This window comes from Gimesia fumaroli (genome assembly GCF_007754425.1).
GTDB classification, from domain to species: domain Bacteria; phylum Planctomycetota; class Planctomycetia; order Planctomycetales; family Planctomycetaceae; genus Gimesia; species Gimesia fumaroli.
The window spans coordinates 2,647,506-2,666,792 of the sequence record NZ_CP037452.1 but is presented as its reverse complement, the minus strand read 5'-3'; the positions used below and the strand labels follow the sequence as shown (position 1 = coordinate 2,666,792).

Sequence of the window (19,287 nt, the reverse complement as noted above, 5' to 3'; positions counted from 1 at the left end):
GTTTAATTTTTCCCGGCATCATTTTTTTTCACAGAGCGATAGTCCTTCAGCACCAGTGGGAGCACTGTCTTACCCGTAGCAGGATCGACCAGGCGAGCCGATTTCAGCTTCACCTGGATCAGGGCGTACTGACCGTTGTCAGGAATGCGATCGGCAGGATAGTCCCTACTGTGAAATTTCGCGTCGCCCTCAATCCAGGGATGGCGGGGTAGTGTATCGATCAGCTTGAGCGAAGCCACTTGAAACACAACCTCCAACCTTGGCTTCTGAGTGGTCGCCGCCAGTTTGTAATTTTCGGGTGGCCAGATCTCTTTATCGAAACGCAGCACTGGAAAAATGGGTTCAGCAGGTTTGACGTTCGTCAGACCGGGAATACCCTGGTTGTTCGGGATCAGCAACTTGTGAGTGTTGCCTTTTGTATCCGGGACAGCAAATTGCTGCTCCAGTACCACATCCCGGGGGGCAATCGCAAACAGATCCAGGAAGCTTTGTACTTCTTCAGCAGACATCGGCGGCTGAATTCGATCAGGGTGCTGTAAGTCATACATAACATGATGCAAATTGTATGGAAGACCGGCTTTCAGCCATGGGACCAGACTCCGGGAAACCAAAGCGGGGCTGGGACGCTGGGGATCCAGTCCTTCGAAGCGAAAATCATTAAGTTGCACGGCAATCTGATCCGGCACGGTCTCTGCACACCGCCTGGCCCAAGTTTTAAACTGTTCCGCTTTAGCAGCCCGCTCTGCATCACTCGGAAGAGCTGGCGACCCCTTGTCAAAGAAATGGATTTGATCGGGCATTAAGCCGGACAGGGGAACATTTTCAAAACGCCAGCGCATCACCATTAACTGATCGAGTCGCTCCTTGTCATCCAGAAATTCAGGGGCGACTTTCGCAATCAGCGGCAGCATTCTCTGCGGAGTCAGTTCGAGGGGTTGACCATTCCCTGCCGGCTGATCCGGGATTTTTTTCTGGGGCTGGCTGGCTTCAAGCTTCTGTAGCAACGCATGATCCAGAGGCGCCTCAAACAGGGGAGCCTGATGATCTTCACCGACAGCCAGACGCGTGGGTATCACATCGAATACGACACACGGACGCCCTCCTGCACCCTCATTTTGAAAACCAGCATCCAGGAGTTTCAAATCACGAACCTGGACGTCCAGAAAAACGGCAATGCGTGTTTCACCCGGTTTTTGTGACAACGCTGTTTTGACAACCTGCTCCGGCAACGCTCTTGTCAGCGTCCTGCCGGAATGACCGAGATTGAGCAGAAACTGAAATGTTTTAAACTGAGGCCCCGGAACGCGAAACAGTCCGGTTTTCGTGCCGTTCAGATCCAGCTCCCCTCGTTCGTCAAAGGCCAGATTCTCATCCAGGGAAAGGTAATGTTCTGGTTCCTTGCCTTGCTTCTGTAAAGCGGCAGCCAGTTCCTTATTCAAACGGCTTGAGATCAGTGTCGATTCATCCGTTCTTCCATCCAGTGACAGTTTTAACGTCAAGCGAAATCGATTCTCGGCAGCCCGAGCTCGCTGTGCCAACCAATCAGTTAGTCGCTTCTGCTGCGCGGTACTCAGAGTGTTGTCTTGCTCACCCCAGTCCCGACCAACGTTTCCGGCATAGGGAGGAAAAAATGGACGGCGCGTCGGATACATCCGTTTGTCGATACTGGACTTGAGTTTCGACAGGGTGTCACTGGCATCACTTAACTGCTGGTCTCTCCTGGTTGAAGCCGGTTCTGAACTGAGCATGTTCGGAATGCCGCTGCTGGTATCGAAGTATTTCTTCAGTTGGTTGTTTGTAAAAAGATAAGCTGCCTGATCCTGTTTTCCGGTATGGTTCCAGATTTCTTTCCAGGTCTCTGCATGCAGCTCGATCTGTTTGCCGTTTGCGATCAGACCTGCTAAAGCAAATTCATCAAAGGGAATGACCGATTCCGTTTTTTGAACAGACAGAGCATTCTCGGCGGTCAACACGGAAGTGGGATATCGCTCCAGAGGGAAACTAAAAAGGTGAGTTCGCAGCGTTGGTTCAGCATAAATTTCGATGGAATCCACACTTCCAAAAATGGCAGGCAGGTTACGCTCGGTGATTTCCAGTAGAGGTGAACTACGAAAAGTCACAACCGTGGCGATATACGCCCAGCGTTCTGTACGGACTCCCCCCGTATAACCTTTGATTGTCCGACCAGGTAATGTTTTGACAATTTCCGGCGTGACAGGCCAGAAAGTCGATCCGGCAACAGATGGTCCAGCGACGCTGATCTTTTTACGATAGTAGCCTGTAGACGGCAGAACGGGGAATGCACTCTTCCATTCATCACCGGGGGCGACAGGGCTCTTGTCCTTTTTCAATGCGGCCACTGCCAGACCGTTGCGGGAAAAGTCGTAACGCGACAACCTCGCTTTCGAAAGAAAGCAGATACGAAACGGAGTTTTGATCGTCATCTTCGTCAGTTGGTTCCGATACTCCCTGTTAAAGCGCTCTTGTACAGCTCGCTTTTCAAATTCATTGTTGCCTTTCCAGATCCCGATTGCGCCTCCGGTCTGATACTTGAAGTTCACAAGTGACTCGACGACGGATTTCGGAAAATGATTGGCGATAAAAGAAGGCAGGAAGGGTTCAATCCATTCAGCATCGATTCCGAGTGCGACCAGTTCGAGGAACTTTCCGAAGTTCTGCTGTTCTTTTTCCAAGGCCTGTTCCGCCTGCTTGTACACGCGGCTTCGCTCCGTTGCCGATGGGATCGAATCCAATCGTAAGAAATGATCCAGATGAATGACCGGTAATCCATGTAATACTGGCAGGCCATGTTTCTCTGCCAGGGCTCGCGATGACTGCCCGATTTCATCATTCGCCAAAAGTTTGAGATCACCGGGGGTGCCCTGTGTGTCGGCATTTGAGGGTTCGTTCATCGCAACAGGACGGTCGGTCTCATTCGCCTCCGGTTGGGTGGAAGGAGCCGGCGAGTCTGCTGCCGATGCCTGCTCAACGAACTCCTGATCGCGTCGACTGAACTTGGATTTGGGAAGGCTCACCAGAATGCCGTTGGGTAATATGAGTTGTATGTGCTCTCCTTTGACACCCGCAAAGGCCGCTTTGACCCGTTGTTTTCCATCGGCGCTGGTCCAGATTCGATCTTCCGCAAGCGCAGGACCGAACAGGATACCGAAAACCAGAAACAGCATGATAAAACATGGTTTGAACATAGGGCTCTCCCTTGATGAGATTTACGAATGAGCTTTCTGAGTGGATGGCCTAAATAAGAATGTGGCTCAGGCAGCTTTATGCATTGAACAGAGCATTCAGCACATAGAGACCGCCTAAAAACAGCCCCCCGCAGGCGATGACCAGGATCAGCATAAAACAGAGGTAAAGCACTGACAGGATCAGGTATAATGTGATTTGCATCAGCCCCGCAGCAATGCGAGGAGCAAACCAGCCGGTGGCTGTTACGGCCAGCAGGCTCCACCCACCCAGTTCGTAAGAGACACCACCGATCAGAAATGCCATGATGCCCATCAACCGCAGCGCCAACCCCGTCCGTTCAGGAACCCAGCGAAATACAGATGAAATCAATTCGACGATGGTTTCCGTCCATTCATTCGCGAAATCTCCAGCGGCATTGAATACGTCATCGAACACACCCGGTCCGGCACTGCCTTTCGAACTGTTCCCCCCGGTATAGTTTGTTCCCCCCCATTGATTTGCCTGATTGCGATGATCTACCCCCAGTGAACTATAAGCGTTGTAAGCACAACCTGTTGCCTTGCCAGTAATATAGTCACTCAGTTCCTGATCGGTTGAGTCGTAGATCGCCATGTTGTTTTCTCTCCTGAAGGTCCCAGTACGATGGGGGAGAATTCTCTTCGCCTCCCCTGTATCTTCCTTGGCGATGACTCTCAGCGAAGTGTGCAATCAGAAGTCCTTTTTTTCTGAATTTGCAGCTTTTTAAACATCTTCCGGCAACGGATCGTGAAAAGTCAGCGTTGCGAAAGGGGGGGATTCCCCCGTAGAATACAATCCCGCCAGAGATGCTTTGCCTATCTGTAGGGGCCCCTGTTTTCAAAATTCCCCGGCATAGATCCGGGACGACGACGTTAATCTGATCGACAGGCAACGCAGATGACCATATCTTCTAAAGATGACTCAAACAGTTGGAATCAATCGATTTACGATCAACTGCATGAGCTTGCTGAGAGGGCCCTGAGTCGGGAAAGCCCTGGACATTCCCTTCAGCCGACACTCTTGGTCAATGATGCTTACCTTCGCCTCCAGGAACAACAAAATCTCAATCCCGACGAACGCTCATTAATGCTGGCTGCAGGAGCAACGATCATTCGGCGACTGCTGGTCGACTACGCACGCCAGCGAAAGCGACTAAAACGCGGTGGAAAAGAGGGCCGCGGAATTCCGTTGCACATTTCTGTGGCGGATGACGCCAAAGGGTTAGACATCCTTGAACTGAACGATGCTCTGAAAACACTCGCCAAAGAGTTTCCCAGGGCGGCAAGGATTGTAGAACTCAAATTTTTTGGCGGTTTGACCGGCGAGGAAATCGCGGAACAACTGGACGTCTCCTTACGAACAGTCAATAATGACTGGAAGTATGCCAAGGCCTGGTTGTATCGCGCGCTCGGTCCGGACACAGAAAGTGACCAGACAAATGACTGATCCCCAGACAGGAACAGTGCAACGGGTTTTCCTGCAGGCCCTGGATGTCCCGGCAGAGGAACGCGAGGCCTGGCTGCAAAAAAAGTGCGGCTCGGATAAGAAACTGTTGGCCGAAGTACGCTCACTGCTTGAGCATGCAGAACCCTCCGCGGACCTGCTGGAACAGGATCTGGATCAGGTGATTGCCGACATTCCACGACTGGGAGATGAGGACACTCCCGAAAGTGAAACAGCACCGGAAGACGATCCGCCGGTGGACTGTGATCACTTCCTTTCCCGGCTCTCGCAAGTCGGAGTCCTGTCGCCTGATGAATTCGCCTCTGTGAGTGATTCCGTATCGTCGAACGAACTATCAGCCGATCCCCGACAACTGGCCTCGCAACTCGTGACGGAAGGCAAGTTAACTTCCTATCAGGCCTCTGCTCTCCTCAAAGGCGAGCCAGAACTGCTGATCGACAAATATCTGATTCTGGACCTGATCGATGTTGGCGGCATGGGCATGGTTTTCAAAGCCATTCATCGCAACATGAATCGGATCGTGGCTTTAAAGATGATTTCACAGCAGATGCTGGCATCAGAAGAACAGACCAGACGTTTCAAACGGGAAGTCCGAGTCGCCGCCACACTGGAACATCCCAACATCGTTCGCGCCTACGATGCCGACGAAGCCCGCGGCGTCAATTTTCTCGTGATGGAATATGTCCGGGGAGACAACCTCAGTCGAATCGTGCGGACTTCAGGGCCACTCTCTCTCAGTCAGGCGGTTGACTGTATCAGGCAAGCCGCCTTCGGGCTGCAACATGCCCATGAGCGCGGAATTGTTCACCGGGATATCAAACCGGGCAATCTGCTCCTCGACGATCAGGGGACGGTCAAATTACTCGATCTGGGACTGGCACACATCGACGATTCGATTCGGCATAATTCTTTGGATGGTGACTCGACCGCAAATGACAGCGGCCACCCGTTTGTCAGCCGCTCGGAATTGACGGCCGCCGGAGCCATTCTGGGAACAGCTTCATTCATGGCACCGGAACAGTCACTCGATGCACATCTGGTCGATTCTCGATCAGATATCTACAGCCTGGGATGCACCCTTTACTATCTGCTCACAGGCGAAACACCCTATTCCGGAAATACCATCTTTAAAGTCTTCGTGCAGCACCGCGAAGCAGAGATCCCTGACCTGCAGGAAAAACGTCCCGACGTTCCGGATTCCGTCGCCGCGGTCTATCGCAAAATGGTCGCCAAAGATCCGGACAATCGCTTTCAGTCCATGCGGGAATTGATCGTGACACTCGATGACTGTCACATTGCACCTCCCGACTGGCAGACTAAAACTCCCCCACCCAAAGCACCGTCTGCACCTGACAATTCTGAGCCGACGAGCGTCGAACCTGGAAAGGTCCAGCCACGCACTCAGATGACACCGCGCACCAGGGCAGGTCTGATTGTGGTAGCCTGTCTTGTGACTTTGGTCGGTGTATTCGCACTCTTCTGGACTGGTGATTCACTACCAAATCAAAACCAGGCAAAGGACACGAATGCATCGTTGAAGGAATCCGTGGTTTCTGCCAATGTCAAACTTTCCGACCCCTCGCAGGCATCGGCTGCCGACCTGCTCGCTTCGGGCGACTGGGAATGGAAAATCGAAAAGAACCTGGGGCCCGTCATTAATTCACGGAAATTTGATCTGGGTGGAGACATGACTGCCGACGAACGGACTATTGTTTTCTCTTCCGTTCGTGACGCATCTCCCCCCGGCAATCGTGATTTATGGATTGCGACCCGTCCCTCGCGGGAAGCAAACTGGTCTGCCCCGGAACGCTTACCGGCAGAGATTAATACCGACTCCAAGGAAGAGAGCCCACAGATTTCCGCGGATGGCCTCAGACTGTTATTCCATCGTGGAGCACAAACTCTTCTCTCAACGCGAGCGAGTCTGGATGCACCCTGGCAGGAAGCAGTTCCCGATCCGATCCCCGTGGGAAACAAAGGCGCTTACAAATTAACACCGGACGGTTTGACAGCCTTCCACCCCTCCATTGTCTCGTCCTGGAAAGGCCTCTCAGATCATGACGACACCCTCTTCGTCTGGCGCCGAAAATCGCTCGATGCTCCCTTTGAGTTTCTGAGTGAGGACGTTCTGCCCGCGGTCGGTCTGACAAGAGATGTGGGAACCATGAGTAATGACGGTCGCCTCTTCATCATGACTCAGCATCTTGAGTCTGATTCGGAAAAACCCCAATCCAGACTCGTGATGTTTACGCGATCGGGCTGGAATCAGCCCTGGTCAAAGCCGCGCCTGCTCTTGCCCGAAAATATTCATGGAGGGGGACGCGAACGGCTCCTCAACGATGGCAGAACCTTGCTCTTCGTATCAGGTCGACCGGGGGGACAGGGGGCAAGCGACCTGTGGATGGCCCGACTGGTGAAAAAACCACGATAAGGCCGACTCACATACGTCTTGTTCAATGATGGTTTCCTGGGCTGTTGTGACAGACAGCAGCATCGAGTCTCTGGAACGCAGGATAAACCAGAATCATCTCCCCGGTTAATTCATCTTCCTGACAGCTTAGAAGTCAAATCGTTATTGATCTAGAGCTTTGTCAAGCTGGAAATTGAGGGTGGGGTGTGTTGTTTACGTGCTCCGTTGTCGTACTCTCGTGATATCCATTATCTCATAATTATAAAATGACACTCCACTAGTTACCGTCGTGATAGAAGTGATCTCGATTGTCACTGCATCTCGATGACCACCTTTTCAATTTTGCCGGTGAATTTGATCTATAACAGTTTTGAACACTAAAGGAACAGAGGGAGTCTGAAATCTTCCCCGTATTATTACTGCTCTTCAAGATGGTCACTTTTTTATGATGGAACTGCGTCAGCGAATGCAAAAAACTGAAAAACGCAGGCAATGTACCTATGGATAAACTTCTCATACACAAAAAAACAGCAATTCCTTGGCTTTCAGAGTTTTATCTTGGTAATATTTTACCAACGCCAATGCATGCGGCGAGCCCGTTTCGTACTTGACTTACCAGCGGCCAGAAGGAAGACATAATGGACTATACCAGTATTCATCCATCAAGCATCAATCTAGCGCATCTCATTGATCTGCATTTATGGCGAGGTGCGCCTCAAAATCTCGACGAAACTCGTCCGATCGAGATCCTGGTGAACCATGGTTACGTTGTTGGATTCAGCTCGGACCGGCTGCAGCCAGCATGGTCGGCATACCGGGTAGCGCATGCGGATGAAGATGTCGACTACGATCGTCCCTTGTCTTATTACGACGACATGCGTCTTTCCGAGGAATACCGTATCGGACGGAAAACTTTTGGCAGGATCGGCGGCATTCAGCTGAATGTAGGGCACATGACTCCCAACGAAGTAATCAACAGGCAGTTTGGCCGTCTGGCGCAGCTGGAAACTTTTCTCATGTCAAATATGAGCCCGCAATATGCATCACTGAATAGTGGCGTATGGCTCAAACTTGAGACCGCGATACGCGAGATCAAAGATGAACAAGGCAAGGATCATTTGTGGGCAATCATGGGACCAGTCTTCGGCGACAATCCTCCTTTGATCAATCGTGGCCAGGGAAAACACCTGCCGGTCCCTGAACATTACTTCTGTCTGGTCGTCGATCCACAAATCTACCCGTATGACACTCTATCAAAAGTAGCCATCGACTGTTTCTTGATTCCTCAAACCGCTCCGCGCAATTCGAGGCCAGAAGATTATCCTGTAACACTGGAAGAATTAGAAGAAATTACGAATTTGAAGTTCTTCGCGTCGTGGGCGCGTGAACTCCCACACGAGCCTCTGGCGTCAACCGCAACAGTATTTCCTACCGAAAGCCGACTCATGAAGGTGCTCGAGAGGAAACGTTCAGAAGAACTGGCAATGGCAAAAGCGGAAGCCGTCGATACCAAAGCCGATTCTATAGATGAACTCATCGAAATACTTAAATCGGAAGCGGAAGGAATCCAGGCACAGAGGGGCACGCTAATCGAAGAGGATTTGACGCGTCTTCGTACAATCCAGCATACCATTTCCTGGTTGATTCGCGCTCGTGACATCTCTCCTGAGGAAGACGAACGCCAAGGCGCTACGTTGATCACATACAAGATCACATCAGACATAGGAGGTAAGCTCGAGCAGGGAGCGCGGACTGCATGCAACTTCTGGAATCGTTTTGTGGAACCGAAACAATCGATTGTGATTCGCCTTGGGATTTTCACTCAAAACAGTAACACCATCGCCAGGGCCTACAAACCCTATGAGAACAATGGAATTCGCTACGGCCGCGTTGAATTCAACACGAAATTTCTCGCGAACTATGCTGACGACGCGATCGCAGGAACGATCATTCACGAGATCGGCCATTCACTCGGCATCGGATTTAATAAGTGGTCAGAGTTATTTGATCGGGAGACAGGTCTGTTCAAGTCAAAGGCAATCCGCAAATTAGGCACGCTCGAATACATGGAAGTTGAGCGGGAAGGCGGGCCGGGCACTGCCTTCTCACACTGGGATGAACTTAAGTTCGACAAAGAACTCATGACCGGATATAAGGATCATGGCGAACATGTGCTCCCTGTCACAATCGACCTCATGAAAATCCTCGGACACACAGTGATCGAACGAATCACGGAGAAAACGCTGCTTTCAGATCTACTGCAAGATGCAGCAAGTGTGATGTTCTCCAGGCAGGATGAGGCCAAGCTCTTGAATCTCGACTACTTCGAAGACACAGAACTCCTTGAAACGATCCCTCACGGACGATAGGACGATTGAGGTCAGGAGCTGCTTGCTACTAAGTGCTGCCCCAACAAATGACATCAGGTGTTACCTCCAACGCTCGATCGCGTTTTTTTGTACGAGTACATCAATTTGCACCAGGGAAAGACAAACGGCGTTCCCACTGAGAAAACCAATACGCTGAGACATCATCAAAGGCAAACAAACCCTACCAGATATCACCAGTTGGATCTCAGATGAACGTTCAGCACATGGTGCACGCATGCGAGATACCAGAAACGGAAAAGATTCTGATCCAATTTCACAGGGAACGAAATGCGGATTGATTCTTATTTGATTTAATAGCAAGATACCATAAAGTCAGTCTTCAGCTTCAGATGAAATCGGTATCCATTCAATGATTTTTCGCCTTTCCCATAAACTCAACCAGAAAATTAAGACAGGGACTCTGACTACACATTCCTTAAACCAGAACCCGTTTACCGACTGGTCCTGTCGCCTGTTTACTGCTGATCGCCGTCAGTATATTTTGCTGAGCAACACAAAGTCCCTTTATTCCTGCCTGATGATCGGCAAAGGAATCACGAACGAAAGGCAATTCGCGGAAGGTGCCTTGAAGTGTATTCGGAATTTCACAGCCGATGATGCCCATCAACAAACGTTCGATCAATTCATTGCTCCCGAAATGGAATCCATTCAGTTTGCCAGAAACTTGAATCATTCCGTCACAAGTTCGATGAATCTACTGGTCGAATGCGCGCAATTTCTATTGATGGAACGTCAGCTTGCTCCCCATGAGGCTGGTTTTGAGCTGAATAATGAGTTGTTATCCGCCATTGTCGAAAAGAAATCGGATGGTTACTGCACCCCCAACTCAGCATTTCAGAGGATGGTGAATTTGCCAATCGATTTGAACGTTGTGACATTGGCAGAAGCCGAATTAGAAAAAGATCAACCGGAGAAGAAATCTACAATCTGGTTTGTGTACATTCTCCGGTGTGCCGATCACTCCTTATATACGGGCATCACGACAGACTTGACCCGCAGATGTCAGCAGCACAACGCGGGTACAGGTGCCCGCTATACCCGCAGTCGTCTTCCCGTCAGCATTGAGTACCACGAAACACAAGCCAGCCGCAGCCTGGCATTGAAACGCGAGTTAAAAATCAAAGCCATGTCACGAGTAGAAAAAGAAGCACTCATCAATTCTAACAACCGCTAAACGAAGTATCAGTCCGCCTGGTTGACCCAGCGATGGACGACCTCGTTCAAATCGGGTTCTTCGCCTTTGGGAGCTTCGAAGTAATAATGTTCCAGTCGGGAAATCGAGACTCCCAGTTCCTGTTTCCCTGCAGGACTTAAGCCATTATTGCGTTCAATATCTTTCAGAAGCCCCAGGACGGTAAACGGAGTAATGTGCTCCGGAACCTGATAGCGGGCCGTGGTCACGGTTTGAGTTTTTCGAGTACTCAATTTGAAAATAATCAGAATCAACAACAGAACGGCGACCACGCCCGTAATCGGCAGGAGCCAGGATCGCTCCGGTGTGCCGTATTCCTGCTGTAACATGATTTCTGGTTCAACAGACACCAGATCCGCATCGTCGAAACGCTGGTAGGTGACTTCGTGTTCCTTCAGTTTCGGTAACCCAAACGAGAATGATTCCGGGTGCTTCGTCAGGTCCGGCCGGGCTTCCATCGAAACCATCCAGATGCGTTCTGAATTGACCGCGTTTTCTGGGCCTGTTTTATCAAACTGTGAAACAGAAACCCCTTCATTTTCAATCGAAGTGATCTCAAATTCTTTTGGCTTGAGATCCACAATCTGTTCTAGATCGGGAATCAACCCAACCCCGGTCGCACGTACCTCCAGTTTAAGCTTTCCCTCTTTGGCTTCGCGTTCATCAAGGGTCTGCGTGATCTGTAGTTTCTTAAATGGCCGCAGGTCACCCTGTTCCGGCGCGGCATCGATGGGTAGCGGCGACGAACTGACGGGAACCACGGCATAGCCTGAGGTATCCATAAAATCCATGTCGAGGGTCAGGCTCGGAATTTTATCGACTTCCGGCCCTTTGGGCTTCAATAAGAGGTAGGCATAAGGTGTCACGCGCCAGCCATACTTTTCCGTCGCCCGGGAATGTACGTCTTCGCTCTGAAACGTAATCGAACGAATTTCGAAATGTTCTTCCAATGCCAGTTTGGCTGCTTCTTCAAATTTATCGCGGTAGTTTTCCAGAGGACGACCATAATTATAGTAATAATAGCCCCCTTGATTCTGGTTTTGCAGATACTTGGCAAATCCACCCGACTCGCGCTCAATCTCTTTGGTATGATGCAGATTGACAAACAGGCCAAACGGTTCGCCATGTCCTACTACATCGGAACCATCAATCTCGGCTTCCAGTTTGATTTCCGTCACGAGGTCCTTGTAATAATCGTAGACCTTCTTGGCTTCCCGTGCCTGTTCATGGTCTCCCACAATCTCGAAACCGGCTTTGAGATAACGGAATTTGACACCGGGATTCAGCGCACTGAGCCGCACAAACAGGGAGTTCGCAAACTGATCCATATGCCGTTTGGCAATTTCTCCAGGCAGTCCTTCAATCGCCTCGCGGATTAAAGGGAACTGCGTCGGATCTGATACAGAGGTATTCGAAATCTTGCCCAAGTCAGGTGCGCCCAGACTGGCGTAGAACCAGGTTTCATAAACTGTCGCTTCCTGTTTTTCCTCCTCGAGTGTCATTACCTCGGCGGCATAAAGCTTCGCTGCCTTCTGAAATCCGTCCAGTGAAATCTGTCGTCGCTCTGAAAATTCCGTGGTGCGGTTCAACTCCTGCTGAAATTCATTCGCATCATGATCCAGAGCCGCTTTGGCGAGTTGAACGGACCAGGACTTCGGATATTTCTGAATCGCTGTTTCCAGAACCTGCTGAGCGGTGGCGTACCCCTGTAAGACTTCACGCTGAATGTCTTTCTGCTTGCGATTGGTTTTCGCCGCTTTCTGAGTCGCGGGTAAACGCCAGACTTTCCCGAGGTTTGTTCTCATCGTTTGAATCAGAGACGCCAGTGTATCGGGGCTCAATCCATCCACGGTCCCGTAGATTTTTTCAATCGCGTCCAATTGATACACTTCTGCGGAACTATGCACCTGTGTGAACGCCTGCGTGATCAGTTTTTCATCTATCGGTTCGATGGGCAGTTCATTGATGCGTTGCAGCCACTTCGCAAGTTCTTCCAAATTACGCACCTGTTTTGAACGCGTGAGCGGAATTCCCTGTGCACGCTGATTAAAGCCCCAAGAAAACATATAAATGCTGGTCCGCTGTCGTTCGGAATTGGGATTATGGTTTTTCGTCCAGACCTGTAAAAACTGTTCGACCAGAGACTTGGCTGCACGCGGATCAAGCGGCGCCAGCTTTTCAATATACGGAAACGCTTCGTCCTCTTCTTCCACTTTCAGATACAGCTGGGAGATGGTTGTCATGAATTGCAGATGCAGTGATGGCTCGATTAACGCCATCCATTTCTCATTCGGAATCAGTTCGAGAATTTTTCCCGTTTCGATCGCCCGGATTCGATTCGACCGCGACACTTGAGACTGCATCGACATGCTATTGGAATAATAGTAGTTCCCGTAATAATCTCGTTGCATCATCCGTCCCCGACGGGTGGAGTAATCATAGGTCTGAGAGGTTTGTGCTTCCCGTAACCAGTTGACTGCCATCATCTGTAATGTCGGCTGCCAGTCACTGGCCTGTTCGGGAGCTGCAGCCAGCAAGGCATCAACGGCGGTTTTCTGAAGTTCGAGACTCTTCAACCGAAACTGAGTGTTACTGCTCTGGGTCTGCAGTCCGGTGGCGACTGCGGCACCAATGGTGGAAAGAATTTCTTTGCCGCGTTCGGGCCGTTTACTGAAACTTTCATTCAGCCAGGCTTGTCCTAATTCCTCTTTAATCCGCGGCGTCAATTCTACCGCTCGCTTCAACGCTTCTTCCTTTTCAGACGGGCTGATCTCGCCAACCGCAAGGACTGCCTGCAAAGCCGTCCATGCGTTTTCCAGATGCTCGTTCCGCTTCTCATGCTGGGGGAGTGCAAGATAATACCGCGACAATAAATTGAGTGCTTCGCGATCATCCTGTTTGATGGCAGCGTCAAGATCAGGCAAGAAGTCTGCCAGAAACTGCGCCTGTCCGGAATCGGCCAGCAGTCGGGCGATCTGGCGCTTCGTCAGCAGGGCTTTCTCGGAAGCCGTTTTCGACTTTGTTTCAGGCGTCGTTTGATGCATTTCCCGAAAGCGGTTCAGATATTCCTGAATGGAAAAGCCGTTCTGCATCGAAATGCGAAACACGCCTGCCAACTGAGTGAATAATGGATCTTTCTGTTTCTGCTGCTTAGAGCTATGAGTGCCTTCCGACTGTTTTTGTGTCTCGTTCTTATCAGTGTCATCGTTCTCAGACGCTACTTCCGTTAATAGTGCTGCCAGTTCAAAAAAATCGTCAACGGTAATCACATTCTTTTCCGCTAACTGAGGATAACGCGAACCCGAGGGCCGCACCGGATTCTGTAGTGACGACAGCAGTTGCAGGTAGAGTGCCTTGGACTCTTCTTTCGGGAGTGTCTTGAAGAAGGGTTTGACTTGACTCCACTTTCCGAGTGTGACGTCCTGCTGTAGAGTTTTCAGCTGTTCTTCAAACGCTTTCAACTCGGCATCCAGTTTCTGCTGCAGTGCCTTTTTATCAGCTGCTTTCTGCTGTTCCGGAGTCAGCGGACGCTCTGCAACGAGGGGTTGATCGGAACTCGTAGACTTTTCTGACTTCGAGTCGGTTTTCTTCTCTGGGGGAGTGGCCCAGACTTTGATGATGGCCGAGGAGCGGCGATCAAACTTTAATTTTTTAATCGCCGCCAGTCGTTTCTGTTGATGCGCTTTTTCCTGCGCGTCCTCGGAAGAAGTTTGTGCAGAGCTGGATGACGCACTGGAAGTTGTTGTAACTCTGGCTGCAGCCTGAGCCGGCACTGCACCGGACGGTGTCGCATAAGCAGGTGACAGAGAGCGGCTCACCCGCCCCGAGGAAATGACGGCGCGCCCCTGGGCGGAACAGAAACTGGAATTCCCAACAACCAGGAAGATCGTAGATGTGATCGAAAGAGCGAGATGAAGTCGCTGCATCGTTAGTCACCTTTTTTAGTACAGTATCAAATAAACAGAAGCATTCTCTTCGGGAGTGAAATCAACCAAAATCGACGTTGGCTCTTATGAACCTCGCTTGTCAGGCGGTGGACCAGAGCTTGCCCCTCGATTGTCTTTGGGCTTTTTCTTCCCGGCCCCTTTCTTCTTTCCTTTTTTCTTGCTGTTACAGACACCATTGCAACAGCCCTTGCATTTACACTGTTTGGGAATCGGCATCCCCTGCAGGTCAGTCAGATCCAGATTCGCCAGTCGAATGACAGCTTCCAGATTTTCCTGCTGCTCTTTTAATTCGTCTGACTTTCCAGACTCAGCTGCGTTCTCTGCCAGCAGACGATAATTTTGACGCGCCGATTCAATAATCGGTTCCCAACCTTCTTTGCCGACTCCCTCCAGCCGTAAGGTCCAGGTCACATAATATTCCGCATTGGCCATTGCGGAACGCGCCTCTTTGAGCAGTTCTGCATCGGGATTGGGTTCTGCTTGAAGTTCGTCTAAAAGGGCCTGTAGGTCGAGGTAGGCATCGGGTAGCTGCCCGTTCAACATCATGGCCTTATTCCGTTCCAGCCGTAATTTCTGTGCTTCTTTCACACGGTCGGCTGGAACCAGAGGCAGCGCATCGTTATAGAGCTGAACCGCCTGCTCCCAGTCTCCCTGCTTGCCCGCCGCCTGCGCAGCCTTGATTCTCTGATCCACATCATCAAGCTTAAGCTGTGCCTGACCTGGCCCATAATGATAGGCTCCCAAAAAACAGGGCACCAACCCCCAGCAGAGTAGCAGCATGATTCTCATTGGACTTTCCTTCCTGCAATCAGATCCAATTGCGCGACTGATAAAATACGTTTCCTGTTTCCGTTTTCCCGACGGTCATGAGGCCGACGGGTGTAGTTGTTTTGTATTCCGAGAATGGTCCGATTTCCGGTGGGACTTTTCCCTGTTGTTTCGACTCGTTAAGACACCTGGCTTCCATCTGGTTCCCCAACGATGGAGCAACCAGGGTAAGAGTGCATAAATCAAAGCAGACAAGCCGCAGATCGCCAGAGCATATTCGCGACGTGTCAGTTTTTCGAACGGATTCTCTTCACCGCCGACCGCCAGTTGGTCAATCAAATCGGTACTGAGATGTTTTTCATTTCCGTTGTGATAAGTCCCGTTTAAGCGGATCGCCATCTGCCGCAATGTCGAGACATCCTGCCGTGAATGATGGCCGTTAATGAACGATCCCTTGAGTGAATCGCCGACACCAATTACCACCGTATTTGCAATCGAGACCGGCATTTTAGGCATGCCCACGCCGGGAACGGTATCCCCATCACTGATTAATAAGAGTGTGGTGCTGCGGGGATTCCATTGTTTTGATATTTCGCGTGCTTCTTTCAAGCCAGAAAACAGGTCGGTCTCGCCGGATACAAACGCATGATGCATCGGCAGGTCATTAAAAATATTGCGAATGACTTCCAGATCTTTTGTTTCTTCGACCACCCGTTTCGCCGCGTTATAGACGGCGACCACACTGGTACGATAGCGATTCATATTGGCCCGCTGGAAAAACGAATTCATGAGCACCGCCGCCCGCTTCATGCGAGATTGATCTTTCTCCGTGCCGGCATCTTCGAGCCGCATACTGGGAGAGACATCAAGCACAACCAGTAGATGCTTCATTTCATCATCCTCGATTGTTTCCGCCACATGAATTTTCGGGGGCAACAGCATTAAGGTCACCAGTCCCCAAGAGAGTGCTGTCAGCGTCAGCACGCATAGAGTGGGAGCAAATCGGGCCCAGTGAGCGGGCTGCGCATCCGGTCCGAACACCAGCGGCGCAATCCGCCTGACACGCCGGGAATGGAGCTGTTCTGCTCCAATGGCAATCACCAACACAACAAGTGCCGCCAGTTCTGCTACCAAGGCGTGTACCTCAATCCGAATAATGAAAGTGTGCTGCTGCCCAGCAGAATCAACCCTGTCAGACTATAGGGATAAAAATCATCCATCGACTCCGCCGCCGTCCGTTCCATCCGCGTTTCCTGCATTTTGTCAATATGTTGGAATACGGTTTCGAGTGCCGTTGGATTTTCCGGCTCAAAAACTTCGCCTCCCGTCAACCCTGTGATATTCACGACAGAGCCGGGAACCTCGCTGGAGGCGATGTGAATTGCATAAACCACGATCCCGTCTTCTTTTAACTTCGCTGCGATTTCCAGATCCTGTCCGTTACTCAAATCAAAACTGTAGCCATCAGAAACGAGTACAATCATCCGGTCGCCTTCTTCTCGGGAGATCAGCACTTCCCGACACGCGCGCAAGGCTTTTCCAATCGCCGTACCTCCCAGCCAGTTCGGATGCCCGGGACTGGTAGGGTCCATAAATGGAGGCGCGCATTTGATGGCGGAAACATCGGTCGTCAGAGGCACCCAATGCAGTACTTCGTTGCCGAAAAACGTCAGGCCGAAGGCATCGCCTTCACGATAATCGAGAAATTTATTGATCGCTTCCATCGATGCATCGTAGCGTGTGCCTTCTCCGAATGAAGCCGTCATACTGCCGGAGACATCGACACAGAGTTCGATATTCGTCAGCACCCGCCTGGATTTCGGTGCACTCAACTGCTGAGGTCCCGCCAGAATCAGCACCACCACCGCCAGCAGCAGTGCCGGTATTGACTGCGCAAAATTGACAGCGGTACCCCAGCCTCGTCCGCGCGATTGAGTGCCATGGTCAAACGGCATCACAACACGCCCCCCTTCCCGCCGCCAGACCCAGGTCAGCAGCAAGATCGGAAAGATTAAAAACAGAAGTATCCAGGGGTGGGTGAAACTCATTGCGTCTGGTTACCTGGCATAAGAAAACCATGTTTCATTTTAATCATTTCGGGGCGATTCCCCGATCTCCTTTTCAATATCAACCTGTCTATTCAATCGACTTCTTGTTCAGGAAGCCAGTGCAGCCAACTCCTCATCCAAAGCTTCCGCCGGCAGATCTTGATAGGGCTCGAGCATCTGAGCCACATTCACTTCCTGACTTGCATCCGGCCGATGCAGCAGAATTTCCAACTGCTGGAGTAACGGGCCGGCTTCTTTGTGTTGTTTCAATATTTGTGTGACCTCGGCAACGTCTGTCTGTTCCAGATGCAATCGCTTGCGCCAGAACGCGACCAGCATCATCTCCAGTTCCGCCATCTGCGAATTGCTCAACTCCCCCGAAATTGCCTTCTCCACCATCGGCTGCAGACGCTCTGACAATGTGGGGGGAGGCTGCTCATCTTCTTCTCCCTCCGCTGCCGCCTTTCGTCTAGCGAAGACAATCAAGAAAATCCCCAGTACCCACATGACAAAAATCAGTGTCATCCAGAGTCGATATCCACCAATCCGGGGAATGGAAACCGCATCAGGACTGTTCGGCTCGACCCGGTCCGCGGCCAGAATCGATTCCACCTGCACAGGAACAGCAGAAACTTCGCCGAGAGGTGTCCCATCTTTGCGTTCCAGGAAATCGGCGAGATTATATTCACCCGGCTGCAAACCGTAATATTCCAGTTCATACCGGAACATGTCCGGCCCGTGGGGATGCGTGCTGATGATTCGTAAAATAATCGGATCGCCGTCAGCAATCTCTTTCACCTGAAGCTCTGAACCCGGCAGAATGACTTCCTCGATACGTGCGGACATTCCGACTGATGCCGTCGATTGACTCTCCGCGAATCCAGCATGTGTGAAGACAAGGCAGAACGCGAGCCCAGCGAAAATACGCATCAGATCTAACAGCCGATTTCGTTTCTGTTTCCCAGGCATTAGCGGCTCCCTCGTGAGAGAATATCGCGTGCCGAAAAGAATTGACGCAACTGAGGCACAAACGGCTCATCCGTCTCGATCAGCAAATGGTCAATGCCGCTCCGTTTTAACTGAAAATCGATCTGTTCCTGATCGAGCCAGTTCTGTCTGCCGTGGGTCACAAAGTCAGCGCCCGTTTCTGCTTCCTGCGCCCGCATCAGCCCCGCGCCTTTCAAGTGGACTTCTGCGGGATCACGAAACTGAATCACCACCGTGTCATGAACTTGCGAGAGCTGTTTGAGAGCCGGCACGGCGCGCGGGTCATGTAGATCAGAGAGAACAATGATCAATGCCCGATTTTTCAGACTCGGGCTGAATTCAGCAACACGTTGCCCCAACGTCGTCTGTTCGTCGTAACGAAAGCGTCTTAAACGCACCAGCCACTGCATCACCTGATCTTTCGACAGGCTGGGATGAATCCGAAAATCGGTTTCGCCGACTCCCAAGACGCCGACCGGACTGACTCGCTCCAGACATGCAAATGCAAGTCCTCCCGCGATATGCAGAGCCAGCGCGTATTTACTTTTCGCAGTGGAACTGATCATCATCGAGGCAGACGTATCGATCAGCAGATAACAGGGCAACCGCTTGGGAGTTTCGTACTCTTTGATATACAACTTCCCCGTGCGGGCGGTCACGCGCCAGTCAATGCTCTTGATCGGATCTCCTTCCTGGTAAGGCCGCGACTGAAAGAATTCGAGCCCGGAGCCGAGAAAAGGAGACCGGTCGGTTCCATAACTCAAGCTGTCGGCCAGACGCTTCACCGCAATATAAAACTGCCGGGCATTCAGCGGATCAATCTGTTCCAGCAAGCCTTCCATGAAATACCTGTTTC

The 19,287-nt window shown here is 51.1% G+C and carries 12 protein-coding genes; 4 read left to right on the top strand and 8 right to left on the bottom strand.

Features of this window, described 5'->3' with window-relative positions; genetic code table 11:
• Window positions 1-2: 2 nt before the first annotated feature.
• Together Enr17x_RS10135 and Enr17x_RS10130 are read right to left on the bottom strand one after the other, a co-directional pair.
• Window positions 3-3,206: an SHD1 domain-containing protein gene (locus Enr17x_RS10135; RefSeq protein WP_145308336.1), complete on the bottom strand. Its 3,204-nt coding sequence runs from the start codon at window positions 3,204-3,206 to the stop codon at window positions 3-5.
• A gap of 76 nt (window positions 3,207-3,282) precedes the next feature.
• A complete protein-coding gene (locus tag Enr17x_RS10130; RefSeq protein WP_145308335.1) occupies window positions 3,283-3,819 on the bottom strand; it encodes a hypothetical protein in 537 nt (178 codons plus the stop codon).
• 303 nt (window positions 3,820-4,122) lie between these two features.
• On the opposite strand from Enr17x_RS10130, the gene Enr17x_RS10125 reads away from it, so the two are divergent.
• The 4 genes from Enr17x_RS10125 (at window position 4,123) to Enr17x_RS10110 (ending at window position 10,663) form a co-directional block, all read left to right on the top strand.
• A complete protein-coding gene (locus tag Enr17x_RS10125; protein WP_145308333.1) occupies window positions 4,123-4,671 on the top strand; it encodes an ECF-type sigma factor in 549 nt (182 codons plus the stop codon).
• A complete protein-coding gene (locus tag Enr17x_RS10120; RefSeq protein WP_145308331.1) occupies window positions 4,664-7,120 on the top strand; it encodes a serine/threonine protein kinase in 2,457 nt (818 codons plus the stop codon). The genes Enr17x_RS10125 and Enr17x_RS10120 overlap by 8 nt, the downstream gene beginning before the upstream one ends.
• 617 nt (window positions 7,121-7,737) lie before the next feature.
• On the top strand, window positions 7,738-9,468 hold the full coding sequence (locus tag Enr17x_RS10115) for a DNA/RNA non-specific endonuclease (RefSeq protein ID WP_145308325.1): 1,731 nt from the start codon (window positions 7,738-7,740) through the stop codon (window positions 9,466-9,468).
• Between the two features lie 370 nt (window positions 9,469-9,838).
• A complete protein-coding gene (locus tag Enr17x_RS10110; RefSeq protein ID WP_145308323.1) occupies window positions 9,839-10,663 on the top strand; it encodes a GIY-YIG nuclease family protein in 825 nt (274 codons plus the stop codon).
• A gap of 8 nt (window positions 10,664-10,671) precedes the next feature.
• Here Enr17x_RS10110 and Enr17x_RS10105 read toward each other — a convergent pair whose 3' ends face one another.
• The 6 genes from Enr17x_RS10105 to Enr17x_RS10080 form a co-directional block, all read right to left on the bottom strand.
• The gene (locus Enr17x_RS10105; protein WP_145308321.1) at window positions 10,672-14,607 is read right to left on the bottom strand and encodes a hypothetical protein; all 3,936 of its coding nucleotides are present in this window, start codon (window positions 14,605-14,607) and stop codon (window positions 10,672-10,674) included.
• A gap of 84 nt (window positions 14,608-14,691) precedes the next feature.
• Window positions 14,692-15,417, bottom strand: coding sequence for a hypothetical protein (locus Enr17x_RS10100; RefSeq protein WP_145308319.1), 726 nt, complete (start codon window positions 15,415-15,417; stop codon window positions 14,692-14,694).
• Window positions 15,418-15,492: 75 nt separating this feature from the next.
• Window positions 15,493-16,530, bottom strand: coding sequence for a vWA domain-containing protein (locus tag Enr17x_RS10095; RefSeq protein ID WP_145308317.1), 1,038 nt, complete (start codon window positions 16,528-16,530; stop codon window positions 15,493-15,495).
• Window positions 16,524-17,444, bottom strand: coding sequence for a vWA domain-containing protein (locus tag Enr17x_RS10090; RefSeq protein ID WP_145308315.1), 921 nt, complete (start codon window positions 17,442-17,444; stop codon window positions 16,524-16,526). The genes Enr17x_RS10095 and Enr17x_RS10090 overlap by 7 nt, the downstream gene beginning before the upstream one ends.
• 108 nt (window positions 17,445-17,552) lie before the next feature.
• Window positions 17,553-18,413: a hypothetical protein gene (locus Enr17x_RS10085; RefSeq protein ID WP_145308312.1), complete on the bottom strand. Its 861-nt coding sequence runs from the start codon at window positions 18,411-18,413 to the stop codon at window positions 17,553-17,555.
• Window positions 18,413-19,273, bottom strand: coding sequence for a DUF58 domain-containing protein (locus Enr17x_RS10080; RefSeq protein ID WP_145214322.1), 861 nt, complete (start codon window positions 19,271-19,273; stop codon window positions 18,413-18,415). The genes Enr17x_RS10085 and Enr17x_RS10080 overlap by 1 nt, the downstream gene beginning before the upstream one ends.
• Between the last annotated feature and the right edge of the window lie 14 nt (window positions 19,274-19,287).